Here is a 23,028-nt window from a genome sequence, read left to right on the forward strand (position 1 = left end):
GCGCCGGTCGGCCCGCACACCTGGCGTGGCGGTCCGGCCGGGTTCGGCAAGCTGCTCGGGCCGCACCTGGCGTCGCAGATCGCCTGGCTCCTGCCCGCGGCGGTGTTCGGCGTGGTGGTCGCGGCCGCGGTGCTCGTCCGGCGACGAGTGGAACGGCTCGACGGCCCCGGCTCCTCGTTCGGGCACGCGTTCGACACCCGTGCCGGATCCGCCACCCTGGCCGTCCTGGTCGTCTGGTTCGGCACCGCGGCCGCCGTGCTCTCCGTGGCCGCGGTGCCGCACACCGCCTACGTCGCCGCGATCGGCGTGCAGCTCGCCCTGCTCGCAGCCCTCGGGTGGCGCGGTGCGGTCGGACTGGTCCGGGCCCAGTCACGGGTGCTCCGGGCGCTCCCGGTCGTCCTCGCCGTGGCGCAGCTCGGCTGGGTGGTGTTCCTCGCCCGGGGCACCGCGATGCCGCGCGTGCTCGCCGGGCCGGCGATCACGCTCGCGACGGTCGCCGTCGTCGCGGGCCTGGTGGCGGTGTGGTGGCGACCCCGCTGGGAGGCGGCGCGCGGACCGGGCCGGCACCGGGCCTCCCGGACGGCGATCGCGGTCACAGCCGGACTCGCGCTGCTCGCCGGACCCGCCGCGTTCTCCCTGCAGGCCCTCGACGCGACCCGCGACGGCAGCGGCGTCGACGCGTCGGTCGGGCCGTGGCCCGCACACTGGCCGGTCCCGATCGGCAGCCCGGACGTCTTCCACGTGTCGCGCCCGGACCCGTGGGGCGGGTCGACGCCCTACCCGCGTACCCTCCGCCGGCTCGTCGCGACCGCGCGACGACTGGAGGGGGACCGGCACGACGAACCGCTGTTCCTGACGGACACGTGGCGCGTCTCCGCGCCGATCATCGACGCGACGGGCCTCCCGGTGCTGACGGACGGCGGGTTCTCGGGTACCGTGCCCGTCTTCACGGCGCACCAGATCCGCCGGAGGATCGCCGACGGCCTGCGCGTCCTCGTCGTCGAGGCCCACGCGCCGCGCACCGACCCGGTCCTGCGCGCCGCACTGTCCGGGGGCTGCCGCGCGGTCACCGGAGTCGCGCGGCACGCACGTCCGCCGGTGCGACCGCGCCGGGCCGCCGGCACCACGTGGATGGTGTGGCACTGCGGGCTGCCCGGGCCGTCGGTCGGACCCGGTGCGCACCACCACCGCCGAGGATCAGCTCGCGGCGAGCACCTCGCGCAGGGACATCGGCGGACGCCCGGTGATGCGTTCGACGTCGCCGGACATGTGCGCGAGCGCCCCCTCGGCGATGGCCGTGTAGGTGCTCACCCAGGCGTCGGCCTGCCACGGCTCCGGGTTCCACCGCGCACGTGATGCGTACGCCTCGTCGAGGGTCTCCGGGTGGTAGCTGACGGTGCGGCCGCGGACCCCGGACACGATCGCCGCCGCCTGGGCGAGGGTGATCGCCTCGGGGCCGGTCAGCTCGTACGTCTGGTCGCGGTGGGCGTCCGGGTCGTGCAGCACCGCGGTCGCGACGCGGGCGACGTCGGCCCGGGCGACCGCGGCCATGGCGCCGTCGCCGGCCGGACCGCGGATCACGCCGTCCTCGCCGACCAGGTCCTCGACGAAGTCCAGGTAGAAGCTGTCGCGCAGGAACGTGAACGCCATCCCGCTGTCGCGGATCGCCTGCTCCGTCGCCCAGTGGTCGCGGCCGAGCGTGAAGGTCGCGTCGGGAGCCGCGCCGAGGAACGACGTGTAGACGACATGCCGCACGCCCGCGTCGGCCGCGGCGGCGACGAACGACCGGTGCTGGTCGAGGCGGTCCTGGGCCTCGGCCGCCGAGACCATGAGCAGCACCTCGACGCCCTCGAGCGCCGCTCGGCTCGCGTCGACGTCGGCGAAGGTCGCGACGGCGACCTCGGTGCCCGGAAGCTCCGGCGCACGCGAGGCGTCGCGCACGAGCATCCGGAACGGCACGGCGTCCGCGGCGAGCGCCGCGCTCACGGCACCCCCGATGTTGCCGGTCGCTCCGGTGATGGCGATGGTCATGGTCGCTCCTCGTGTCGGTGTCGCGTGGTGGTGGTCCGGGTCGTCGTGGTCACGTCAAGATCGTCCTGGAGGCCCGGATCACCGTGGGCGCGACCCTCGCGGCGTTCACGCCGTCCACCTCCACCGCCCACGCGCGGGCGGCGTCGTGGTCGCGGCCGTGCCGCATGTGCCGGCCGACCAGGCGGTCGAGCCGCACGTCGTCGGCGACGGCGCAGAACCAGGTCTCGGTGAAGAGTGCGGCCAGCGCCGACCACGGAGCGGTGTCGTCGAGCAGGTAGTTGCCCTCGGACACCACGAGTCGGGCCGCGCGGGGCACCGCGATGCTGCCGGCGACGGGTTCGTCCACGCGACGGTCGAAGTCCGGTGCCCACACCACGTCCTCGTCGGCGGCGACGAGTCGGCGGACGAGCGCGACGTACCCGTCGGCGTCGAAGGTGTCCGCCGCGCCCTTGCGGTCGTGCCGGCCGAGGGCCTCGAGCGCCGCGTTCGACAGGTGGAAGCCGTCCATCGGGACCTGCACCGCGGTGCCCGCACCCAGGCGGTCGTCGACGGCGGTGACGATGCGGCGGGCGAGCGTGGACTTGCCGGCGCCCGGTGCTCCGGCGATCCCGAGCACGGTGCGGTGGCTCGAACGGGCCAGTTCGACGGCGCGCTCGACGGCTTGGTCGACGGTCGTGCCGGAGTCACTCACGGCTTCATCCTCGCAGAGCGCACCGATGCCCGACCGCAGTGGTTCACTTGCCGCATGGTCGATGCGACGAAGGCGTTCAGCGGGTTCTCGGTGCGCGACGTGCCCGAGGCGAAGGCGTTCTACGAGGACGTCCTGGGGGTCGAGGTCACCGAGGACCACGGCATGCTCTTCCTGCAGCTCGGCGGCGGACACCAGGTGCTCGTCTACCCGAAGGGGCCGGGTCACGAACCGGCGGCCTTCACGGTGCTGAACTTCCCGGTGCCGGACATCGACGCCGCGGTCGACGAACTCACCGCGAAGGGCGTCGTGTTCCTGCAGTACGAGGGGATGACCGACGACCGGGGTGTGAACCGGAAGGGCGGGCCGCCCATCGCCTGGTTCACCGACCCGTCGGGCAACGTCCTCAGCGTCATCGAGGAGTGACGCCAGCGGTCAGCGGGACAGGGCACCCGCCCAGCCGAGGGCGATCGGCACGAGCAGGCCGTGGCGGTGGTGCGGGAGCTCGGCGACGGGGATCCACCGTGACTCATCGGTCGAGCCGTCGAGCTCGTGCCGCAGGGCTCCCCCGGTGATGGTCGCCCGGAAGACCACCTGCACGGCCTTCATCGGCCGGCCGTTGGCGTGGATACGGCGTTCGGCGGGGACGATGTGGTGCCGGACCCCGAGCAGGGCACCGGCCTGGGCCTCGTACCCGGTCTCCTCGCGGATCTCGCGCACGACGGCCTGTTCGACGGTCTCGTCGAACTCGACCCCGCCGCCCGGCAGCGTCCACGTGCCCGCATCGGGGTGTCGCAGCTTCGCCAGGAGCACGCGGTCACCGTCCGTGATCACGCCGTAGGCGGCGAGCCGGGTGTCGTAGTCCGTGTACTCCATGGGCCGACCATGCCAGGTGGGTGCACCGACGTTCGCCAGCCGCGCCGGGCCTCCAGGCCGTGAACCGGGGTGGGGCGGACGCTCCACCAGCCCGCCGACCGGTCACGACCCCCGCGTCCCGCACGCCGAGCGGTCACCGACCGTCGGCCCCGCCGCCCGCGAACGACGGAACGTGACCACGCGAGGCAGCCCGTGCGGTGTGTCGCGACCACCCCGCGGGCCGGGAGGCGCGAGTCGCCGCCGCCACGGGCCTCCCGGCCGTCCGGCGTGCCACCGGGACGCCCACGCCGACGCGCGGTCAGGACACCCCGATGGCTGCCCGCCGAGCGGTCACGAACCGTTGCTTGCGGCACCGCCAGACGCCGCAACACGACCGCGCGACGCTGCACGCGCGGGGAGTCGTGACCGCTCGCCGCTCGCCGCTCGAGGCCCCGGGCCCCGGGCCCGCATGGTGCCGACCGGACCCGACGTGCTCACCCGACCCGGATCAGGCGTCGACGCGTGCCGCTGCCCAGCCCACGCGCATCCGGGCGACCGCCCGGTCGAAGGCGCTGATCGGCTCCCCGTCGTCACGGATCACGGACTGCAGCTGGAGCCCCTCGTACAGGGCCATGAGCTGCTCGGCGGCGTGCCGGGGCGAGGCGCCGCGGGGTTCCCGGCCGGCGACGACGTCACGGACCAGGGCGAGGGTGACGTCCTCGAACGCCCGCGTGTACTGCGTGCGGAACCACCCGGCGGCGGGGTGGTCGGGGTTCGAGGCGGCGCTGAGCACCGCGACCCGGAGCCGCACGAGGGCCGGGTCCTCGACGCCCGCGGCGAGCCGGGCTCGCAGGTAGGCGACCGTGCCGTCCCGCTCCGCGATCGGCCAGAGCTGGCGCCGGCTGCCGTTGTTCCACTTGTCCATGACCGCGACCACCAGGAGTTCCCACGTCGGGTACGCCCGATGGAACTCGTCGGCGGTGACCCCGGCGTGCTCGGCGACCTCGTCGGGCCCGACACGGTGGAAGTCCCCGGCTCGGTAGGCACTGATCGCCCCGGCGACGATGCGTGCGCGGAGGTCGACGTCGGTCGTGGGCATGCTGACGATTGTGCGGGGCCGGTCAGCGGCCCGCGACCGCCAGTTCAGGGGGCGCGGCCACAGTCGCCGGCTCTGGGTCAGCCGCGGTCGAACGTCAGCGTCTCGTCATCAGGGGCCCGGACCTCGCCGGTGCGGGCGAAGTCGGCCCAGATCGCCCGGAATGCCCGGCCGCGGCGCTCGACCTCGGGCCAGTCCCGTTCGGGGACGAACCGGGTGCCGGCCCAGGCCTCGCGGCCTCCGAGCAGCAGCGGCAGGTCGCTCATGTGCACGGCTCCGGTCGGGGCGCTCGTGACGCCGCGGTGCAGTCGGTACGAGGTCGCCCGGCCGCCGGCGCGTCGGTGCCGTTCGGTGAACCGTCGGGCGTCGCGGCCGTAGATGACGTCGGACAGCGGACGCACGACCCACCACCGCAGGGCCGACCGCAGCACCCGCGACCGGGTCACCCGACGCAGGCCGGGCACGAGCGGCACGTACATGCCGGCCTCGTCCGAACCGGAGCCGATCAGGACGTCGACGTCGGGCGCGACCCGGCTCCACGCGGCGTCGAGGTCACGCTCGGCGGGCAGCGGCGCGAACCCGTACTGGGTGCCGAACGGCATGCCGGCGGAGAGTCCGTACGGCGCGGCGGCCCGGGTACCGAGCGCCTGACGATCGAGCAGGTCCTCGAGCGGGGTGTCGGCGTGCACGGTGCCGACCGCCCGGACCATCGCGCGGTTCATCCGTGCCCGACGGCGGGACAGCCCGAGCGGCGCGCTCTGGATGATCGCGCGGCGGAAGAGTCCTCCGGCGCCGGCACTGATCATCAGGTGCGCGGCCGCGTCCCCGCCGGCCGACTGCCCGAAGACGGTGACCAGGTCGGGGTCGCCGCCGAACGAAGCGATGTTCGCGCGCACCCAGCGGAGCGACTCGACCAGGTCGAGGAGCCCGAGGTTGGCCGGGATCGTCTCGCCGTCACCGAGGAACCCGAGCACGCCGAGCCGGAACGTGACCGACACCACGATCACGCGCTGCTCGGTCACCAGGTCGCGGGCGTCGTAGATCGGCAGGTCGCCACCGCCGATGACGTACGAGCCGCCGTGGATCCAGACCATCACCGGCAGCTGCTCCCCCGGACGGACGTCGGCGGGCAGCGTGATCGAGAGCCGCTGGCAGTGCTCGTCGACCTCGATGCCCTGGATCGGGTTGAGCAGCAGGTCGACGAACTCCTCGTGCGGCTGTGGTGCGACCGGCGCCGGGGTCGACGCGTGCAGCTCTCCCGCGAACGGTGGCATCGGTTGCGGCGGAGCGAACCGTTCGGCCTGCGCGTACGGGATCCCGAGCACCCGCACCACGTCCCCGTCGAGCATCCCGACGATGCGGCCGGCGGGGGTGTCGAACGGGGCGGGCGTGGCGTCGAGCATGTGGGTCACGCTATCGGGGCCCGCTGACGCAACCAGGCAGACGGACGGGAGGCCCGTGGCGGCGTCGCCACGGGCCTCCCGTCCGTCTCCTGGTCGCGTTGCGCGACGGGCGCTACCGCACCCGCTTGATGGGGATCACGACGAGTGCGCCGATGATGGCGATCGCGCCGGCGGCCCAGCACATGAGCGTGTAGTTGTCGGCGGCGTCCCCGGACCCGATCTTCAGGAAGAACAGGGCGACGGCCGGGGCGAGCGACTGCGGCAGGGCGTTGGCGATGTTGATGACGCCGAGGTCCTTGCCGGGACGGTCCGCGTTCGGCAGGACGTCGACGACGAGCGCGGTGTCGATCGCGGAGTAGATGCCGTAGGCGAAGCCCATGATGACCTCGGCGACGTAGAAGCCGTTGACCGTGTCGGCGTGCGCCAGCACGATGAGTCCGACGGCGAACATCGCCGTGGAGCCACCGACGAACACCTTGCGGCGACCGAGCTTGTCCGAGGCCCAGCCGGACAGCGCCGCACTGACCAGCAGCGCGATCGTGTAGAGCAGCACACCGAAGGCGACGGCGGCCGTCGCCTCCTTCGCGCTCTCGATGCCGAGGTGCTGCTCCATGTAGAGCAGGCGGTACGTCGTGAACATGAAGGTCGCGAAGATGATGAGGAAGCGCGACCACCACGCCAACGCGAAGTCCGGGTTCTTGACCGGGTTCGTCCAGAACGACGCGATGAGGTTCAGGAACGTGAACTTCTTGAGCTTGTAGGTGGGCAGGTCGTCCCGCGCGACGACGGCGTACACGGCGACCAGGATGATCGCCAGGATGCCGGGCGCGATGAACAGCACGGGCAGGTTCGCGACGAAGAAGACCGACAGGTAGGTGCCGGCGAGCACGGCGATGTTCTGCGCGAGCGCGATGATGCTCGAGGACCGGCCGCGCTGCAGCTGCGGCACGTTGTCGGCGAAGCTCGCGAGCAGGGTGGCGAGCGTGGCGTTCGCGGCGAGCTGGGCGAGCAGCCAGGCCAGCGTCAGGTTGAGGACGTCGGGCGAGTAGGCGATCCAGGCGAGGGCGATCGCGAAGACCACGACACCGCTGAGCAGCCAGGGGCGACGACGGCCCCAGCGCGTGCGGGTGCGGTCGGACAGGGCACCCGCGAGGGGGTTCATGATGAGCGCACCGAACGCGCCGATCGGCAGCACCGAGCCGATGACGTTCGCAGCGTCGTCGCCGACCAGGGCCTGCGCCTTGAGCTGCATGCTCACGTAGACGGGCGCCATGAGCGCGACGAAGAGGCCGAACTGCCCGAGGAACAGGGCGATCTGGTAGCCGATGCCCACCTTGACCGTGCTGACGGGCTGGGTGATGCCCTCTTCCGGGTTGAGCAGTGCCGGGCTTCCGGGTTCGGGTGTGCTCATGACGCCTCCTTGAGTCGATAAAAACCTTACCTGACAAGGTTTTTCCGACGCGAGCATACATCGACACGTGTTGCCTGCAACACCGGCCGCGTCACACGGGGCAGCAAAAACTACACACCGGGTGGTTTTTGGGGTAGCGTCGTCATCGATCTCGCCGCGGAGCATCGCTCCTCGACGGGCCGCGACACCCAGACAGGATCGAAGGAGCCTCTGCAATGCCCACCACTTCTGTGCAGCTGTACTCACTGCGCGACGCCATCGCCGAAGACCTCGACAAGGCCATCGCCCGTGTCGCCGAGATCGGGTACGAGAACGTCGAGCCCTACGCGTTCGTCGAGCGCGCCACCGACCTCGAGCGTGCGTTCGCGGCCACCGGCCTCAAGGCTCCGTCCGGCCACGTCGCCGTGATCGACGCCGAGGACACCGCGCCGATCTGGGACGCCGCCGAGCGCCTCGGCATCCGCACCGTCATCGACCCGTTCATCCCGACCGACCGCTGGCAGACCGCCGACGACGTCGCGAAGATCGCCGAGCGCGTCAACGAGCTGACCGCCGAGGCCGCCGGCCGTGGCCTGCAGTTCGGGTACCACAACCACCAGTGGGAGTTCACGAACAAGGTCGACGGCCGCACCGTCTACGACCTGTTCGTGTCGCAGCTGTCGCCGGAGACCGTCCTCGAGGTCGACACCTTCTGGGCGACCGTCGGTGGCGCCGACGCCCCCGCCGTGCTCAAGGGCCTGGGCGACCGCGTCGTCGCGATCCACGTCAAGGACGGCAAGGTCGACGGCGACATCCGCACCGCGCTGCCCTCGTCCGAGAGCGCCCTCATCGTGCCCGAGGCGCTGCAGCGCGCCTTCGAGAACCAGACGCCGGCCGGTCAGGGCGACGTCGACGTGACCGCGATCCTCGCCGCCGCACCGCAGGCGATCCGCGTGGTCGAGTTCGACGCCTACAAGGGCGACGTCTTCGAGGGCATCACCGAGTCCCTCACCTGGCTCAAGGACAACGACAAGTGAGCCGTGTCGGGATCGGCATCATCGGTGCCGGCAACATCTCCACCCAGTACCTCGAGAACCTGACCAAGTTCGCCGACGTCGAGGTCCGCTTCGTCGCCGACGTACTGCTCGAGCGTGCCGCTGAGCAGGCGGCCACGTACGGCGTCGCCTCGTCGGGATCGGTCGAGGAACTCCTCGCCCGCGACGACATCTCGATCGTGATCAACCTGACGATCCCGGCCGCACACGCCGAGGTCGACCAGCAGATCATCGACGCCGGCAAGCACGTCTGGAGCGAGAAGCCGATCGCGACCGACCACGCGTCGGCCGCCGCGGTGCTCGAGTCGGCGAAGGCCAAGGGCCTGCGTGTCGCGACCGCTCCGGACACCGTGCTCGGCGCGGGCATCCAGACGGCGCTCCGGGCCATCGCCCGCGGTGACATCGGCGAGCCGCTGTCCGCGACGACGCTGTTCCACGTCCCCGGGCCCGAGGCGTGGCACCCGAACCCGGACTTCCTGTTCGCCACCGGTGCCGGCCCCCTGTTCGACATGGGCCCGTACTACGTGACGACCCTGGTGCACGCGTTCGGCACCGCCTCGCGCGTGCAGGCCGTCTCGTCGAAGTCGCTCGACCGTCGCACGATCGCGTCCGGCCCCCGCGTCGGCGAGACGTTCCCGGTCGAGGTCCCGACGCACCACGCGGCCCTGATCGAGTTCGCCGGCGGGCAGTCCGCCCAGTCGACGTTCTCGTTCCAGCACGCCCTGCCGCGCATGGGCTTCGTCGAGATCAACGGCACGCTCGGCACGATCTCGCTGCCGGACCCGAACACGTTCGAGGGCTCGTCGCAGCTCTGGCGCTACGGGCAGGACGAGCCCGAGACGCTCGAGGCGGTCGGCTCCACCTGGGGTCGTGGCACCGGTGTCGTCGAGCTCGCCCGCGCCATCGCCGAGGACCGCCCCGAGCGCGCCTCCGGCGCCGTCGCGCTGCACGTGCTCGACGTGCTGCTCGGCATCCGTGACGCGGCCGAGTCGGGTTCCGCCGTCGACATCACGTCGGCCGTGGACGCGATCCCGCCGCTCCCCGAGGACTTCGACCCCGCGGCAGCCGTGCTGACCGCGGGCGCGAACGCCTAGGAGCGCCGCGCGCACCACGCGCACCACTTCGTGAGCAGCAATGGTCGGGTCCCGAACGGGGACCCGACCATTGCTGCTCACCAGGGTGTGTGATCGCCCGACCCTGCGCTCCGTGGACCGGACCGCGCGGTTCGGCCAACGGATCCGCGCTCGTCGACCATCTGGAACGGCCCGAAGTCACACCCTCCTTCACTCGGGTGATGAGAACCATGGGTGTGGAGGAGGAGCTGCTCCTCATCGACCGGTCGACGGGTGTGCCCGTACCGGTCGCCGACGGTGTGCTGGCCGGCGCGAAGGCGACACGGGTGCCCGATCCCGGCGGGGTCGTGGGCGAGATGCAGCGCGAGATGATCGAGGTCATCACCCGCCCGCACACCTCCCTGGCGGCGCTCGGCGGGCAGGTGCTCGACAACCGGGCACTCGTCGAACAGGTCGCGAACGGCTTCGGTGCACACGCCGCCCCGCTGGCGACGTCGCCGACTCCGGTGACCCCGCACGTGAGCGACGGCGACCGGTACCAGCGGATGATGCAGCGCTACGGTTCCATCCCCCGGCAGGGGCTGACCTGCGGCCTGCACGTCCACGTCGCGATCGACTCCCCCGCCGAGGGTGTCGCCGTGCTCGACCGGATCCGCACGTGGACACCGGTGCTCATCGCCCTGAGCGCGAACTCCCCCTTCCACGCTGGGGTCGACACGGGTCATGCGAGTTACCGTTCGATTGCCTGGAGCCAGTGGCCGTCGGCCGGCCCGATGGAACGGTTCGGGTCGGAGGAGCGCTACCGCGCCGTCACCGAGAGCATGCTCCGCACGGGCGCCCTGCTCGACGCGGGGATGCTCTACCTCGACGCGCGGCTGTCCCGAGCGCACCCGACCGTCGAGGTGCGCGTGGCCGACGTCCCGCTCGACCCCGGTGTGACCGTGACCATCGCAGGACTCGTCCGGGCGATGGTCGACACCGCCGCGGAGGAGTGGCGCTCGGGGTCGCTCGAGCGCGACACCCCCGCCTGCAGCGTCCGGCTCGCGAACTGGCGCGCTGCGCTCGAGGGCCTGGACGGTGAACTGGTCGACCCGTTGACGGGGCGCGCCGCACCCGCACGCGAGGTCGTCACGCTCCTGCTCGCCCACGTGCTGCCGGCGCTCGTCGCGAACGGCGACGACCAGCTCGTCGAACGCGGCCTGGCCGACCTGTTCGCGCGGGGCACCGGGGCGTCGAGGCAACGTGCGGCCTACGCGGCGACCGGTGATCTCGGGCAGGTCGCACTCGCCGCCGCGATGACGAACATGCGAGCCCGCACCGGTCGAGTCGCCGCGGGCCTGTGGTCCAGCGCGGACACCGGTTCGGTCATCGGGGGTCACCCGGCGAGCTCGGGCCTCAGCGGTGCGGTCGGCTGATGGGTTCCAGGTGGCAACCCTGCCCCCGGATCGCTCGTCGACACCGGGCGTCATCGCACTCGTGAACTCGATCTCGAACGCCTCGGCCCAGCCGGTGCTCGACGATTCGACGTCGAGCAGGAACTCGACCGGGGTCCACTCCGGGTCGTCGCAGCCGGCCGGTCGGACGGGCAGGACGCGGGTGGAGAAGCCGACCACCCAGGCACGACGGAGGACCCCCGGCAGGCTTAGTGCCCGGACCTCGCGGGGCAACACGACCCGTATCCACATCTCGCTGCCTTCCGCCCGTTCCTTCGGACGCTATGCGCACCCGATGGACAGAATCAACGCGACCGCACATCACGGTCACATCAGCCTCGCGCTTTCGGAACGATCCGATGGGAGCACCCCGTGACCGACCTCGAGAACCCGCCCGTCCTCGGCGAACACCCGGCGGACGTCGGCCCCGGACGTCCGGTGAAGCTCGGTGCGCGGTTCGTGTACTGGCACACCACCACCGACCACAAGACGATCGGCAACCTGTACCTGGTGACGTCGTTCGGGTACTTCTGTCTGGCCGGGGTGATGGCGGTGGTGATGCGGACGGAGCTCTTCACCCCCGGACTCGACGTGCTCGAGACGCGTGAGGAGTACAACCAGCTGCTCACCATGCACGGCACGGTCATGCTGCTGTTGTTCGCGACCCCGCTGTTCTCCGGGTTCGCCAACGCGATCATGCCGCTGCAGATCGGTGCCCCCGACGTCGCGTTCCCCCGGCTCAACGCGTTCTCGTACTGGCTGTACGCGATGGGCAGCCTGGTGACGATGGGCGGGTTCCTGACACCGGGCGGAGCTGCCGCGTTCGGGTGGACGGCCTACGCACCGCTGTCGGACACCACCTTCGAACCGGGCATCGGCGGGCACCTCTGGGTCGCCGGCCTGAGCATGACCGGCTTCAGCACGATCCTCGGCGCCGTGAACTTCATCACGACCGTCATCACCATGCGCGCCCCGGGCATGACGATGTTCCGGATGCCGATCTTCACGTGGAACGTGCTGATCACGTCGATCCTCGTGCTGATGGCGTTCCCGGTGCTGGCGGTGGCGCTGTTCGGCCTGCTGCTCGACCGGGTCTTCGACGCGCAGATCTTCAACCCGGCCAACGGTGGCCCCCTGCTGTGGCAGCACCTGTTCTGGTTCTTCGGACACCCTGAGGTCTACGTGATCGCCCTGCCGTTCTTCGGCATCGTGTCCGAGGTGTTCCCGGCCTTCAGCCGGAAGCCGATCTTCGGCTACAAGACACTCGTGTACGCCACGATCTCGATCGCGGCGCTGTCCGTGTCGGTGTGGGCGCACCACATGTTCGCGACGGGTGGCGTCCTGCTGCCGTGGTTCTCACTCATGACGATGCTGATCGCCGTGCCGACAGGCGTGAAGATCTTCAACTGGGTCGGCACGATGTGGCGGGGGTCGGTGACCTTCGAGACGCCGATCCTGTGGGCGATCGGGTTCCTCGTGACCTTCACGTTCGGCGGGCTGACCGGCGTGATCCTGGCGTCGCCGCCGCTCGACTTCCACGTCCACGACACCTACTTCGTCGTGGCGCACTTCCACTACGTGGTCTTCGGAACCGTCGTGTTCGCCATGTTCTCCGGCTTCTCCTTCTGGTGGCCGAAGTTCACCGGCAAGATGCTCGGCGAACGGCTCGGCAAGGTGCACTTCTGGATGCTGTTCATCGGGTTCCACATGACGTTCCTGATCCAGCACTGGCTCGGCGTCATCGCGATGCCCCGTCGGTACGCGAGCTACCTGCCCGAGGACGACATCACCTGGCTGCACCAGGTCTCCACGGTCGGTGCTGTCCTGACGGCGGCGTCGATGATCCCGTTCTTCCTGAACATCGTGCAGACGATGCGGAAGGGCCGCAAGGTGCTCGTCAACGATCCGTGGGGCTACGGCCGGTCGCTCGAGTGGGCGACCAGCTGCCCGCCGCCCCGGCACAACTTCACCTCGGTACCGCGGATCCGGTCGGAGTCGCCGGCGTTCGACCTGAACCACCCCGAGGCCGGTGTCCCGGTCGGGGTGGGTCCGGCGATGGACGCGCCGGACGCGGCCACCCACGACCAGGCGACGGGCAAGACCCGGCACCCGAAGGAGACCGACCAGAAGTTCTGACGGCACCACTTCGTGAGCAGCAATGGTCGGGTCCTGAGTGGGGACCCGACCATTCCTGCTCACGAAGCGGAGATCACGACACGAGCGACGATCACGACGCCACCAACGCGAACGAACGCGCCCGTCAGACCAGCGCGGTGAAGGACGCGTCGCGCACGAGCAGCGTCGCCGCGTCGCCCACCACGGCCTGGTCGGGGTCGCTCGACAGCCCGAGGGACCAGCTGCCCCCACCCGGCCGCTCCGGCAGCGTGAACTCCACCGTGGTGTCCGACGCGTTCAGCAGCACGGCCACGGTGTCGTCACCCTGGTGCAGCACGAGCGTCACGGCCCGGTTGCCGCCGTCCGCCCAGTCGCCGTCCTCGAACCCCGCGGCGTCGGCACGGAGCACGGTCACCGTCGACTCCGAGTCACCCGGCGCGGTGCGGAACCACTCCGGACGCAGGGCCTGGTGCTGCCGACGGAACGCGATGGCCGCCGTCGTGAAGGCGAGCAGGTCCTGGTCGGCGGCGGCCCAGTCGAACCACGAGATCTCGTCGTCCTGGCAGTACGCGTTGTTGTTGCCGCCCTGTGACCGGGCGAGCTCGTCGCCACCCAGGATCATCGGCACGCCGGCGGAGAGCAGCAGGGTGCCGAGGAAGTTGCGGCGCTGCCGGTCGCGGTAGTCGTTCACCGCACCGTCGTCGGTCGGGCCCTCGATACCGCCGTTGAACGAGGTGTTGTCGCTCTCGCCGTCGTTGTTGTCCTCGCCGTTCGCCTCGTTGTGCTTGTCGGCGTACATCGTCAGGTCGGCCAGGGTGAAACCGTCGTGGGCGGTCACGAAGTCGATCGAGCAAAGCGGGGAGCGCCGCGAGCCCTCGTAGACGTCGGGGCTGCCCAGGACCCGCTGCACGGCGTCCCCGAGCGCGCCCTCGTCGCCGCGCCAGAAGGCCCGCAGGTCGTCGCGGTACTTGCCGTTCCACTCGGACCAGTCGGCCGGGAACCCGCCGACCTGGTAGCCGGCGGTGTCCCACGGCTCGGCGATCATCTTGACCTCGCGCAGCACGGGGTCCTGGTGGATGATGTCGAGGAACGCGGAGTGCTTCTCGGCCTCGCCGTCCTGGCGGGTGAGCGTCGTGGCCAGGTCGAACCGGAAGCCGTCGACGTGCATCTCCTCGACCCAGTAGCGGAGCGAGTCCATGATGAGTCCGAGGGCCGCCGGGTGCCCGACGTTCAGGCTGTTGCCGGTGCCCGTGGTGTCGAAGTAGTTCGCCTCGTCACCCTCGACCAGCCGGTAGTACGACTGGTTGTCGATCCCCTTGAACGACAGCGTCGGGCCCATGTGGTTGCCCTCGGCGGTGTGGTTGTAGACGACGTCCATGATGACCTCGAGCCCCGCGGCGTGCAGGGCCTTCACCATCTCCTTGAACTCGGCGACCTGCTGCCCGGCGGTGCCTGCGGACGAGTACTCGTCGTGCGGCGCGAAGAAGCCGATGCTGTTGTAGCCCCAGTAGTTGCGGAGGCCCTTGTCGAGGAGCGTCGAGTCCTGCACGAACTGGTGCGTCGGCAGCAGCTCCACCGCGGTGACGCCGAGGTCGGTGAGGTGCTTGATCGCCGCCGGGTGGGCCATGCCGGCGTAGGTGCCGCGGATCTCCTCGGGGACGTCCGGGTGCTGCTTCGTGAAGCCCTTGACGTGCACCTCGTACACGACGGTGTCGGCGAGCGGGGTCCGCAGCAGGGTGTCGCCGTCCCAGTCGAAGGACCGGTCGGCGACGACCGACTTGGGCATCGCGCTGGCCGAGTCGGTCTCGTCGATCTTCTCGGGCTCGTCCATGTCGTGGCCGAACAGGGCCTGGCCCCACTCGTAGGTGCCGTCGACGGCGGTGGCGTACGGATCGAGCAGGAGCTTCGCGCCGTTGTGGCGGAGGCCGTTCGCCGGGTCCCACGCGCCGTGCACGCGGAAGCCGTAGCGGGTGCCGACCCTCACCCCGGGGACGACGTCGTGGAAGGTGTAGCCGGTGCGGTTGCGGAGCTCGGTGCGGTGCTCGGTGCCGTCGTCGTCGAAGGTGCAGAACTCGACCCGCTCGGCGGTGCTCGAGAACAGGGCGACGTTGGCGCCCCCGTCGACGAGCGTGACGCCGAGCGGGGTGCGCGTGGAAGTGGTCATGCTGCCCTTCTACCGGCCGGTCGCTGTGCCACCGGCAGCGAGGCGTACCCCGTGGCCGCTCAGCGCACCGGCGGGACCAGTTGCTCGAGCAGCCGCAGCACCCGCTCGCCGTCGACGGCGTCCGGGTCGAGCAGCCACTGGACCTGCAGTCCGTCGGACGCCGCGATGCTCAGGCTCGCCAGGTCGACCGGGTCCAGGTCGGCGCGGATCCGGCCACTCGCCTGGTCCGCCTCGATCAGTTCGGCGAGTTCGGCGCGCAGCCGGGCGAAGCGTTCGCGCATGAAGTCGCGTGTGGCCGGGTGGCCCTCCTGCACGGCGTCGGCCGCGAGGGTCGTGTACAGCTGCACCAGCCCCGGCACGGCCCGGTTGCGCGATGCGCTCTCGCGCATGTCGCCGATCGCCGACTTCATCCGGTCGGGCGCGCCCTGCTCGCGGACCTCGTGCTCCCGGTAGACGGCGAGCAGCAGTTCGTCGCGGCTCGGGAAGTAGTGGCGGAGTGCCGCGTGCGTGATCCCGAGGGCTTCGGCCACCGAGCGGAGCGACGATGCGTCGACCCCCTGCTCCGCGACCATGCGGATCATCTCGTCGAGGATCTGCGTGCGCCGCTCGGCGCCCTTGCGGTACCCGCCGCGGCGCGGCTGGGCCGCGTCGGCGTCGTCCGCGGGGTGGGTCATGCACCCAACTTACCGCTGGAAGGTTTTCTCGCCACCGTCCGGCCTGGAGGCCCGTGGCGGGCGCACCACGGGCCTCCAGTCCGTATCGGGGTCGCGTCGCACCCGCCGGGTCGCGTCAGCCGGGCGCGCTCGCGTCAGTCCTGGTCGTCGACCGTGTACTCGTCGACCGGCGCGGGCGTGCCCGCGGCGAGCGCGTCGACGATCTTCGTGAGCGAGTCGGCGAGGACGGCGTTGTCCGCGTCGGGGAGTTGCTCGAGCACCTCGACGACGGCAGCGTGGAAGCGCGCGTACGAGGCGTCGATCTTCTCGGCGGCCTGGTCGGTCGGGGCGAGTACCTGCGCACGACGGTCCGTGGGGTGCGCCGTGCGCGACAGCAGGCCCTTCTGCACGAGCCCGTCGACGATCTTGGTGACCGAGGCGTTCGAGACGGCGAGCATCACGGCGAGGTCCTTCGGGCCCATCGTCCGGCCGTCCCGGTGCGCCTGGAGCATGTACCGGACGGCGAGGAACTCGTTCTTCGACAGGCCGCTCTCGATGCGGGCGGACTCGATCTGCTGGTCCTCGGCGTGCTGCAGGCGCAGCAGCGCGTCGACGGCGGTCTTCGCGACCCCGGACGCGGGTTCGCGGGCGTAGAGGTGGACGTGCTCTCGACGGACGACGGTCAACGGCATGGGGTCATGCGCTCCTTGCTAAACGGCAGGCGTGCTGAAGAAGTCCGCGTAGGACGGTTCGGAACGACCGGCGAGCAGCGAAGGGTCCTGGATGCGACGCTCGACGTACGCGTCGATGATCGCCGGGTCGGTGAGACCGACGCGCGTGTGGCTGCCACCGATCCGTGCCGTCCGAGGCATCCCGGAGTACGTGCTGTGCATGTCGTGTCCCGCCCTTCTTGCTTGCCGTGTGTCCCCTGTGGACGCCTGAACTCTTTCACGAAGTGAACGATCAGTTCAACGAACCATTCGCACTGTGTACGTTTTGCGCGCCGAACGGTTCGGCGGCATCCGTCAGGGTCGTCAGGAGCTGCAGGAGCGCCGCCCGTCGCGGCTCGTCGAGCGGTGCGAACAGGGAGTCGAGTACCCCCTCGGCGATGCGGTGTCCCTCGTCGAGCACCCGCCGTCCGTCCTCGGTGACGGTGTGCTCGATCCGGCGGCCCCGCCCGGCGGTCCGGGTGATGAGACCACGGTCGAGCATCCGGTTCGCGAGGGTGCCGAAGGCCTGGTCACTCTGGAACGTCGCGACGGCGAGGTCGTGCCCGGAGGCGCGGGGCATCCGGTCGATCGCGCGCAGGGCGTCCCACTGCACGAGCGTCACGCCGAGGTCGCGCAGGGCGGCGTCCATCGTGCGGTGGTTGCGGTACTGCGCCCGCTTGACGGCGTGGCCCAGGGCTTCGAGGTCGGTCGGCATGGTGCTACGGTATCAACACTCGTACATAAACATGTTGATACGGAGAGCCCATGACCGACACCCGCACCCGCACCGCGCTCGTCCTGCACGGCGGCGGTGGCCCCCGGACCGTCGCGCCGATCGTCGCGCACCTCGCACCCGCCTTCCACGTCGTCGCCCCCACGCACCCGGGCTGGGACGGCACCCCACGCCCGGACGGGATCGACTCCGTCCCGGCCCTGGCGACCGCGTACCTCGAGCAGCTCGTCACCGCCGGGGAGCAGGACGTCGTGGTGGTCGGGTCCTCCATCGGCGGCTGGATCGCCCTCGAGATGGCCGTGCAGGCTGCTGCCGACGACCGGTTCGCCGGGGTCGTCGGCACCGTCGTCGACATCGACGGCGTGGGTGCGGTGGTCGAGGGCGAACCGATCGCCGACTTCTTCGCCCTCGATGCCCGCGGGCTGGCCGAGGTCGCCTGGCACGATCCCGAGCGGGGGTACCAGGACCCGGCGTCCGTCACCGACGAACAGCGCGCGGTGCAGCGGTCGAACGGGCAGACCATGGCGGTCGTCGCCGGCCGCTCGATGAGCGACCCGACGCTGCTCGGTCGGCTCGGTGCCGTGCGGGTGCCGACGCTCGTCGTGTTCGGCGCGAGCGACCGGGTCGTGACCCCGGCGTACGGTCGCGCGGTCGCGGCGGCCGTGCCGGATGCGGTGTTCGCCGAGGTCCCGGCGGCCGGGCACCTGCCCCACCTCGAGGCCCCCGACGCGACGTGGGCGGTCATCGACCCGTTCCTGGCGCCCCTGCTCGGCTGAGTTCTCGGCGTCCTCCGAGCGATCTCTTGGCACTCACCAGGGTCGAGTGCTAAAACGGTGGCAGTTGAGTCGAGGGGACTCAACGAGAACCACGAAGGAGTTGATTTCGATGACGATGAACTTCGATCCGTTCCGCGAGCTCGACCGACTCGCGGGTTCGCTCCTCGGCACCGCCGCCGGCCCGCGCTCGATGCCGATGGACCTGTACCGCACCGGGGACCACTACGTCCTCGACGTCGACCTGCCCGGCATCGACCCGGGCTCCGTCGACATCGACGTGGACGGCCCCGTCCTGACCATCCGCGCCGAGCGCACCCTGGGCGCGCCCGAGGGCTCGCAGTGGCTCACGCGTGAGCGCCAGCCCGGCACGTTCGTCCGGCAGCTGACGCTCGGCGACGGCCTGGACGCCGAGCGCATCACCGCCGGGTACGACAACGGCGTGCTGAGCGTCACGATCCCCGTCAAGGAGTCCGCGAAGCCGCGCAAGATCGCCGTCACCGTCGGTGGCGCGTCCGAGCAGCTCGCGGTCGGTTCCGGCACCGCGGCCGAGTGAGGAGCTGAGCGATGACGTCCGTCCTGCTGAACGCGGTGGTCGCGGTCCTCGTCGTCACCGCGGCGCTCGCGCTGACGAGCCTGGACCGGCGCACCGCCGTGCTCCTCGGGGCCACCGGCAGCCTGACCGGCACGTTCCTGACCTGGGTCGCCGCGCCCCGGCTGTTCGAGCAGTCGCTCCTGGCCCCCTGGGTCGCGGCGGTCCTCGGCACGGCCCTGCTGATCGCGGGGTGGAGCGCGGTGCGCGCCTACTCGGGCATCTTCGAGGCACCACGCGACGAAGAACCCGAGACGGGGGCGCTGATGACCGTGGGCGGGTCCGCCCCGTCGGTGCGGTGACCACCTGACGGACAGGAGGCCCGGTGCACGTCGTGCGCCGGGCCTCCTGTCATCCGTCGGTCGCGTGGGCGACCGTCGGGACTACTCCTTGTTCAGCTTGTCCTGCACCAGGCCGGCCGTCTTCTCGACGACGTTCGGCAGCTCGGTGGTGCCGTAGAGCCGGACGTCGGGGTGCGTGGGCGGGGGCATCGGGACCGAGGTGGTCGGGCCGTCGTGGTACGAGTACTCGCCCTTGCCGTCGAACGAGGGACCGCTCGCCCACGGGCCGTTCTTCGCCTCGGCACCGTCGGAGAAGTTGAGGTACTGGTAGTTGACCTCCTGGTTCTCCTTCGACTGCGGGAAGTTGCTCGGGACGGGGAAGCCCTCGACGCCCTTCTCGCGTAGCTCGGCGGCAGCGGTCGCCCACATGTTCTGGTGCATGGTGTCGCGGGCGATGAGGAAGGACAGCAGGTCCCGCACGCCGTGGTCGTCGGTCATGTGGTAAAGCCGGGCGGCCTGCACACGACCCTGCATCTCGGCGTTCTCGTTCGCCGTGAAGTCGGCGAGCAGGTTGCCGCTGGCGGTGATGTACGAGCCCTGCCAGGGGTTGCCGTTGCTGTCCACCGGACGGGCGCCCGCACCGGCGACGATCGCGTGCTGGACGTCGGTGCCGCCGACGATCGCGGCGACCGTGGGGTCGTCCTGCAGCGCGTCCTCGGTGATGCCGAGCGGGGACTTCTCGAGCAGCTGCGCGATCATCGTCGCGAGCATCTCGACGTGGCCCATCTCCTCGGCGCCGATGCCGAACACCATGTCGCGGTACTTGCCGGGGATGTGCATGTTCCACGCCTGGAACTGGTACTGCAGCGCGACGGAGATCTCTCCGTACTGGCCGCCGAGCACCTCCTGCAGCTTGCGGGCGTAGATCGCGTCGGGCTTGTCGGGCGTTGCCGTGAACTGGAGTTCCTGCTTGTGGAAGTACAAATCGTGCTCCTTCGTGTCGATCGAGCGATTGCACGGCCGATGGTTCGCCGGGGGCACTGAGCGGCCGTCCAAGGTGGCCGGATCACGCAGAGGGTGTCCTGGATGCGCCGTTCGACGGATCCGGGACCACCGTCGGCTTCACCCGGCAGGACGAGTCCCTTCGGTCGACCGCCCGATGCTCGCCGCCGTCCGGTTGCGCAGGCTGGGAGCATGCAGACCTCGACCAAGCACACGATCGCCACCCTGCTGCTCTGCGCGGCGATCGTGGTCGCCACCGTCATCGCACTCATGGCCATGACCCCGCCCGCGTGACGCCGGTACGGCATGGGAGGATCGCTCTCGTGACCGAACGGGGCAGGTTCCTCCGGCCGCTCGCCACCCGGTCGATCGCCGTCGACGTGGCCTGGGCGGCCCTGGCGGCGTTCGTCTTCCTGCTGCCCATCGACCTCGAGCTCGAGCACGCGAGCCTCGCCGCGGTGCTGTCGGCCTCGGTGGCGATCGCCCTGCGTCGTATCTCCCCGTCCGCCGCGATGGCCATGGTCGTCGTCCTCGGGGTGATCCAGGTCGGCGGCGGCGAGCGCCCGTCGCTGGTGGACCTCGCGCTCTTCGTCGTGATCGGCACCGCCGCCGTCGTGGGCACCCGCACCGAGGTCGTCGTCTCGGGCGTACTCGCGGTCGTCGCCGGGGCGGGTGCCACGGTCTACCTGGCGTCGACCGGCTTCCGGTTCCTCGTGCTCATCAACGGCCCGCGCGACCAGGCCTTCCTGGCGATGGCCGCCCCGGTGACCGCGCTGCTCGGGGTCTGGGCGGGCGGCGTCGCCGTCCGGGCCTTCCGCTCCCGCGACCGCGAGTCGGAGCGCCGTGCCGACGCCGAGGCCGCAGCATCACGTGCCGAAGCCGTCGCCACCGAGGCCGAGGCCACCGCCACCCGCGCCATCGACGTCGCCGAGTCCGAACGCATCCGCGCGGACATCGCCCGCGACGTGCACGACGTCGTCGGCCACTCGCTCGCGGTCATCATCGCGCAGGCCGACTCGGTGCCGTTCCTCGACGACGAGGCGCGCATCCGAGCGGTCAGCGCCACCATCGCGAGCACCGCCCGGAGCTCCCTGGTCGAGGTCCGACAGGTCCTCGGGCACATCGACGGCTCCGCCGAGGCGACCGGCCCGGGCTCGCTCGAGGAGATCGTGCAGGGCATCCGCGACGCCGGGGTCGACGTCGACCGCACGGTGCGCGGGGTCCCGCTGGCCCTGCGCCCGGACACCGGCACCGCCGCCCGCCGCGTGCTGCAGGAGATGCTCACGAACGCCCTGCGCCACGGCGCCCCCGGCAACCCGGTCGTCGTGCGGGAGACCTGGCGGAACGCCGACCTGGTGCTCGAGGTCGAGAACGTCGCCGGCGACGGCACCACCGCCGGCTCGGGCCGCGGGATCGACGGCATGGACTCGCGCCTCGGCGCCCTCGGTGGGTCGTTCGACGCCGCCGTGCTGGACGACGTGTTCACGGCACGCGCCCGCATCCCGTTCGACGTCCAAGGGGGACCCGTCCGATGACCGAACCGATCAGGATCCTGCTCACCGACGACCAGGCGCTGTTCCGCGCCGGGCTCCGGGTGGTGCTCGACGCCCAGGACGACATGCGCGTGGTCGGTGAGGCCTCCGACGGCGCCGAAGCGCTCGCGCTCATCCCCGAGGTGCGCCCCGACGTGGTGCTGCTCGACATGCGGATGGCCGGCATGGACGGGGTGGAGACCGTCCGACAGCTCTACTCCGGCGCCGTCCCGGGCCCGCTGCCCCGCGTCGTCGTGCTCACCACCTTCGGGCTCGACCCGGCGGCGGCGACCGCGATCCGGCTCGGCGCCAGCGGGTTCCTGCTCAAGGACACCACGCCGCCGTTCCTGTTCGCCGCGGTGCGGGCCGTGCACGAGGGCAGCTCGGTCATCGCCCCGAACGACCTCGCGCAGCTGTTCGGCACCGACGTGGCGCGGGCCCCCGCACCGCAGCCGCCGGAGTTCGCGACCCTGACCGAGCGGGAGCGCGTCGTGTTCGGGTGGGCGTCCCGTGGGCTCTCGAACGCCGAGATCGCCACCAGGGAGTACGTCACCGAGTCGACGGTGAAGACCCAGATCTCGAGCATCCTGGGCAAGTTGTCGCTGCGCGACCGGGTGCAGCTCGTCGTCTACGCCCACGACCACGGGCTGGCGGGCGCCCGCGAGGACTAGTCCGCGGCGATCCGGTCGAGCCACTCCGCGAGCATCGTCCGCTCGGCGGCCGACAGTCGATCGAGCCGGGGCGCTGCGGCACGGAGCGTGATCGCGGCGCTCGTCACGGGGTCGGTCCCCCGACCGCGACCACCCGGGGCCGCGCCGCCGTCGTCCCTCGTCGGCCCGCTCGGCACGAGGATCCGCCCGAGCACCGCGTCGAGGACGTCATCGGCGAGTGACGGGTCCCGCTCGTCCGCCGGAGCGGCCAGGATCGCGAGCACCGCACCGGTGCCTGCCGCGTGCACGAGCTCGACCGCGCGGTGTTCCGGCACGGCCAGTCGTCCGGCCTCGGCCACCCGCCGGATGCGCTCGGCGAGCAGCGCGGTACCGGCTCGGGCGGCTGCCGACCGACGGCCGCGCTCCGGGTCGCTCAACAGCACGAACAGGTCGGGGTTCGCCAGCCCGAAGCCGATCGTCATCGACCACCCGGTGCGCAGGTCCTCGACGGGGTCGGTCGCCTCGTCACGAGCAGCCCGGACGGCGTCGGCCTTCATCGCCGAGAACGTCGCCATCGCGTGCTCGGCGACCGCTTCCAGCAGACCGTCCTTGTCGCCGAACAGCCGGTAGATGGTCGGTGCCTGGACGCCTGCGCCGTCCGCGACCGCCCGCGTGGTCACCGCCGCGGCACCGCGTTCACGCAGCATGGTGCCGGCGACCTCGACGATGCGCGCACGCGTCTCGTCGCGTTGGCTTCCCTGCTCGATCACGAAACAACGATAACGGATCTGTGCTATCA

At 71.3% G+C, this 23,028-nt stretch carries 23 protein-coding genes; 10 read left to right on the forward strand and 13 right to left on the reverse strand.

Features of this window, described 5'->3' with window-relative positions; translation table 11 throughout:
• Positions 1 to 1,197: 1,197 nt before the first annotated feature.
• Positions 1,198 to 2,031, reverse strand: a complete 834-nt coding sequence (locus HQQ79_RS03530; RefSeq protein ID WP_173032517.1) for an SDR family oxidoreductase — start codon at positions 2,029 to 2,031, stop codon at positions 1,198 to 1,200.
• A 49-nt stretch (positions 2,032 to 2,080) separates the two neighbouring features.
• On the reverse strand, positions 2,081 to 2,722 hold the full coding sequence (locus HQQ79_RS03535; RefSeq protein ID WP_173032518.1) for a nucleoside/nucleotide kinase family protein: 642 nt from the start codon (positions 2,720 to 2,722) through the stop codon (positions 2,081 to 2,083).
• Positions 2,723 to 2,776: 54 nt separating this feature from the next.
• Between HQQ79_RS03535 and HQQ79_RS03540 the strand changes: the two genes are divergently transcribed.
• On the forward strand, positions 2,777 to 3,145 hold the full coding sequence (locus HQQ79_RS03540; protein WP_173032519.1) for a VOC family protein: 369 nt from the start codon (positions 2,777 to 2,779) through the stop codon (positions 3,143 to 3,145).
• 9 nt (positions 3,146 to 3,154) lie between these two features.
• Here HQQ79_RS03540 and HQQ79_RS03545 read toward each other — a convergent pair whose 3' ends face one another.
• From HQQ79_RS03545 to HQQ79_RS03560, 4 genes are all read right to left on the reverse strand, one after another.
• Positions 3,155 to 3,595 (reverse strand): NUDIX hydrolase, encoded by a 441-nt coding sequence (locus HQQ79_RS03545; RefSeq protein WP_027466986.1) that lies wholly within the window; start codon positions 3,593 to 3,595, stop codon positions 3,155 to 3,157.
• Positions 3,596 to 4,082: 487 nt separating this feature from the next.
• Positions 4,083 to 4,673 carry a TetR/AcrR family transcriptional regulator gene (locus HQQ79_RS03550; protein ID WP_173032520.1) on the reverse strand — a complete coding sequence of 197 codons (591 nt, stop codon included), beginning with the start codon at positions 4,671 to 4,673 and terminating at the stop codon, positions 4,083 to 4,085.
• Positions 4,674 to 4,750: 77 nt separating this feature from the next.
• Complete coding sequence (locus tag HQQ79_RS03555) at positions 4,751 to 6,073, reverse strand: carboxylesterase family protein (protein ID WP_173032521.1); 1,323 nt, start codon at positions 6,071 to 6,073, stop codon at positions 4,751 to 4,753.
• 112 nt (positions 6,074 to 6,185) lie between these two features.
• Positions 6,186 to 7,484 (reverse strand): MFS transporter, encoded by a 1,299-nt coding sequence (locus HQQ79_RS03560; protein WP_173032522.1) that lies wholly within the window; start codon positions 7,482 to 7,484, stop codon positions 6,186 to 6,188.
• Between the two features lie 215 nt (positions 7,485 to 7,699).
• On the opposite strand from HQQ79_RS03560, the gene HQQ79_RS03565 reads away from it, so the two are divergent.
• The 4 genes from HQQ79_RS03565 (at position 7,700) to ctaD (ending at position 13,160) form a co-directional block, all read left to right on the forward strand.
• Positions 7,700 to 8,500, forward strand: a complete 801-nt coding sequence (locus tag HQQ79_RS03565) for a sugar phosphate isomerase/epimerase (RefSeq protein WP_171907779.1) — start codon at positions 7,700 to 7,702, stop codon at positions 8,498 to 8,500.
• Entirely contained in the window at positions 8,497 to 9,612 is a 1,116-nt protein-coding gene (locus HQQ79_RS03570) for a Gfo/Idh/MocA family protein (RefSeq protein WP_173032523.1), read from the forward strand. The genes HQQ79_RS03565 and HQQ79_RS03570 overlap by 4 nt, the downstream gene beginning before the upstream one ends.
• A gap of 200 nt (positions 9,613 to 9,812) precedes the next feature.
• Positions 9,813 to 11,006, forward strand: a complete 1,194-nt coding sequence (locus HQQ79_RS03575; RefSeq protein WP_173032524.1) for a glutamate--cysteine ligase — start codon at positions 9,813 to 9,815, stop codon at positions 11,004 to 11,006.
• Between the two features lie 456 nt (positions 11,007 to 11,462).
• Positions 11,463 to 13,160: a cytochrome c oxidase subunit I gene (ctaD, locus tag HQQ79_RS03580; protein ID WP_367948065.1), complete on the forward strand. Its 1,698-nt coding sequence runs from the start codon at positions 11,463 to 11,465 to the stop codon at positions 13,158 to 13,160.
• 124 nt (positions 13,161 to 13,284) lie between these two features.
• On the opposite strand, the gene glgX is transcribed toward ctaD, so the two are convergent.
• From glgX to HQQ79_RS03605, 5 genes are all read right to left on the reverse strand, one after another.
• A complete protein-coding gene (glgX, locus tag HQQ79_RS03585) occupies positions 13,285 to 15,303 on the reverse strand; it encodes a glycogen debranching protein GlgX (RefSeq protein ID WP_173032526.1) in 2,019 nt (672 codons plus the stop codon).
• Between the two features lie 59 nt (positions 15,304 to 15,362).
• Positions 15,363 to 15,977 carry a TetR/AcrR family transcriptional regulator gene (locus tag HQQ79_RS03590; RefSeq protein ID WP_027466979.1) on the reverse strand — a complete coding sequence of 205 codons (615 nt, stop codon included), beginning with the start codon at positions 15,975 to 15,977 and terminating at the stop codon, positions 15,363 to 15,365.
• Between the two features lie 134 nt (positions 15,978 to 16,111).
• Positions 16,112 to 16,648, reverse strand: coding sequence for a MarR family winged helix-turn-helix transcriptional regulator (locus HQQ79_RS03595; protein WP_173032527.1), 537 nt, complete (start codon positions 16,646 to 16,648; stop codon positions 16,112 to 16,114).
• An 18-nt stretch (positions 16,649 to 16,666) separates the two neighbouring features.
• A complete protein-coding gene (locus HQQ79_RS03600) occupies positions 16,667 to 16,849 on the reverse strand; it encodes a hypothetical protein (RefSeq protein ID WP_071248776.1) in 183 nt (60 codons plus the stop codon).
• A gap of 70 nt (positions 16,850 to 16,919) precedes the next feature.
• Positions 16,920 to 17,381 (reverse strand): MarR family winged helix-turn-helix transcriptional regulator, encoded by a 462-nt coding sequence (locus tag HQQ79_RS03605; RefSeq protein ID WP_051597040.1) that lies wholly within the window; start codon positions 17,379 to 17,381, stop codon positions 16,920 to 16,922.
• Between the two features lie 50 nt (positions 17,382 to 17,431).
• Between HQQ79_RS03605 and HQQ79_RS03610 the strand changes: the two genes are divergently transcribed.
• The 3 genes from HQQ79_RS03610 (at position 17,432) to HQQ79_RS03620 (ending at position 19,066) form a co-directional block, all read left to right on the forward strand.
• Positions 17,432 to 18,175 carry an alpha/beta fold hydrolase gene (locus tag HQQ79_RS03610; RefSeq protein ID WP_173032528.1) on the forward strand — a complete coding sequence of 248 codons (744 nt, stop codon included), beginning with the start codon at positions 17,432 to 17,434 and terminating at the stop codon, positions 18,173 to 18,175.
• A 109-nt stretch (positions 18,176 to 18,284) separates the two neighbouring features.
• Entirely contained in the window at positions 18,285 to 18,728 is a 444-nt protein-coding gene (locus HQQ79_RS03615) for an Hsp20/alpha crystallin family protein (protein ID WP_173032529.1), read from the forward strand.
• 11 nt (positions 18,729 to 18,739) lie between these two features.
• Positions 18,740 to 19,066 carry a hypothetical protein gene (locus tag HQQ79_RS03620; RefSeq protein WP_071248763.1) on the forward strand — a complete coding sequence of 109 codons (327 nt, stop codon included), beginning with the start codon at positions 18,740 to 18,742 and terminating at the stop codon, positions 19,064 to 19,066.
• Positions 19,067 to 19,147: 81 nt separating this feature from the next.
• On the opposite strand, the gene HQQ79_RS03625 is transcribed toward HQQ79_RS03620, so the two are convergent.
• Positions 19,148 to 20,029 carry a manganese catalase family protein gene (locus tag HQQ79_RS03625; protein ID WP_027466970.1) on the reverse strand — a complete coding sequence of 294 codons (882 nt, stop codon included), beginning with the start codon at positions 20,027 to 20,029 and terminating at the stop codon, positions 19,148 to 19,150.
• A 341-nt stretch (positions 20,030 to 20,370) separates the two neighbouring features.
• Between HQQ79_RS03625 and HQQ79_RS03630 the strand changes: the two genes are divergently transcribed.
• Positions 20,371 to 21,582 (forward strand): sensor histidine kinase, encoded by a 1,212-nt coding sequence (locus tag HQQ79_RS03630; protein WP_232536553.1) that lies wholly within the window; start codon positions 20,371 to 20,373, stop codon positions 21,580 to 21,582.
• Complete coding sequence (locus HQQ79_RS03635; RefSeq protein ID WP_071248761.1) at positions 21,579 to 22,250, forward strand: response regulator transcription factor; 672 nt, start codon at positions 21,579 to 21,581, stop codon at positions 22,248 to 22,250. The genes HQQ79_RS03630 and HQQ79_RS03635 overlap by 4 nt, the downstream gene beginning before the upstream one ends.
• Here the strand turns inward: HQQ79_RS03635 and HQQ79_RS03640 are convergent.
• Positions 22,247 to 22,999, reverse strand: a complete 753-nt coding sequence (locus HQQ79_RS03640; protein WP_367948051.1) for a TetR/AcrR family transcriptional regulator — start codon at positions 22,997 to 22,999, stop codon at positions 22,247 to 22,249. The genes HQQ79_RS03635 and HQQ79_RS03640 overlap by 4 nt on opposite strands.
• Positions 23,000 to 23,028 lie beyond the last annotated feature (29 nt).

Origin of the sequence: Curtobacterium sp. VKM Ac-2852, from assembly GCF_013205045.1 — a bacterium.
GTDB classification, from domain to species: Bacteria; Actinomycetota; Actinomycetes; order Actinomycetales; family Microbacteriaceae; genus Curtobacterium; species Curtobacterium flaccumfaciens.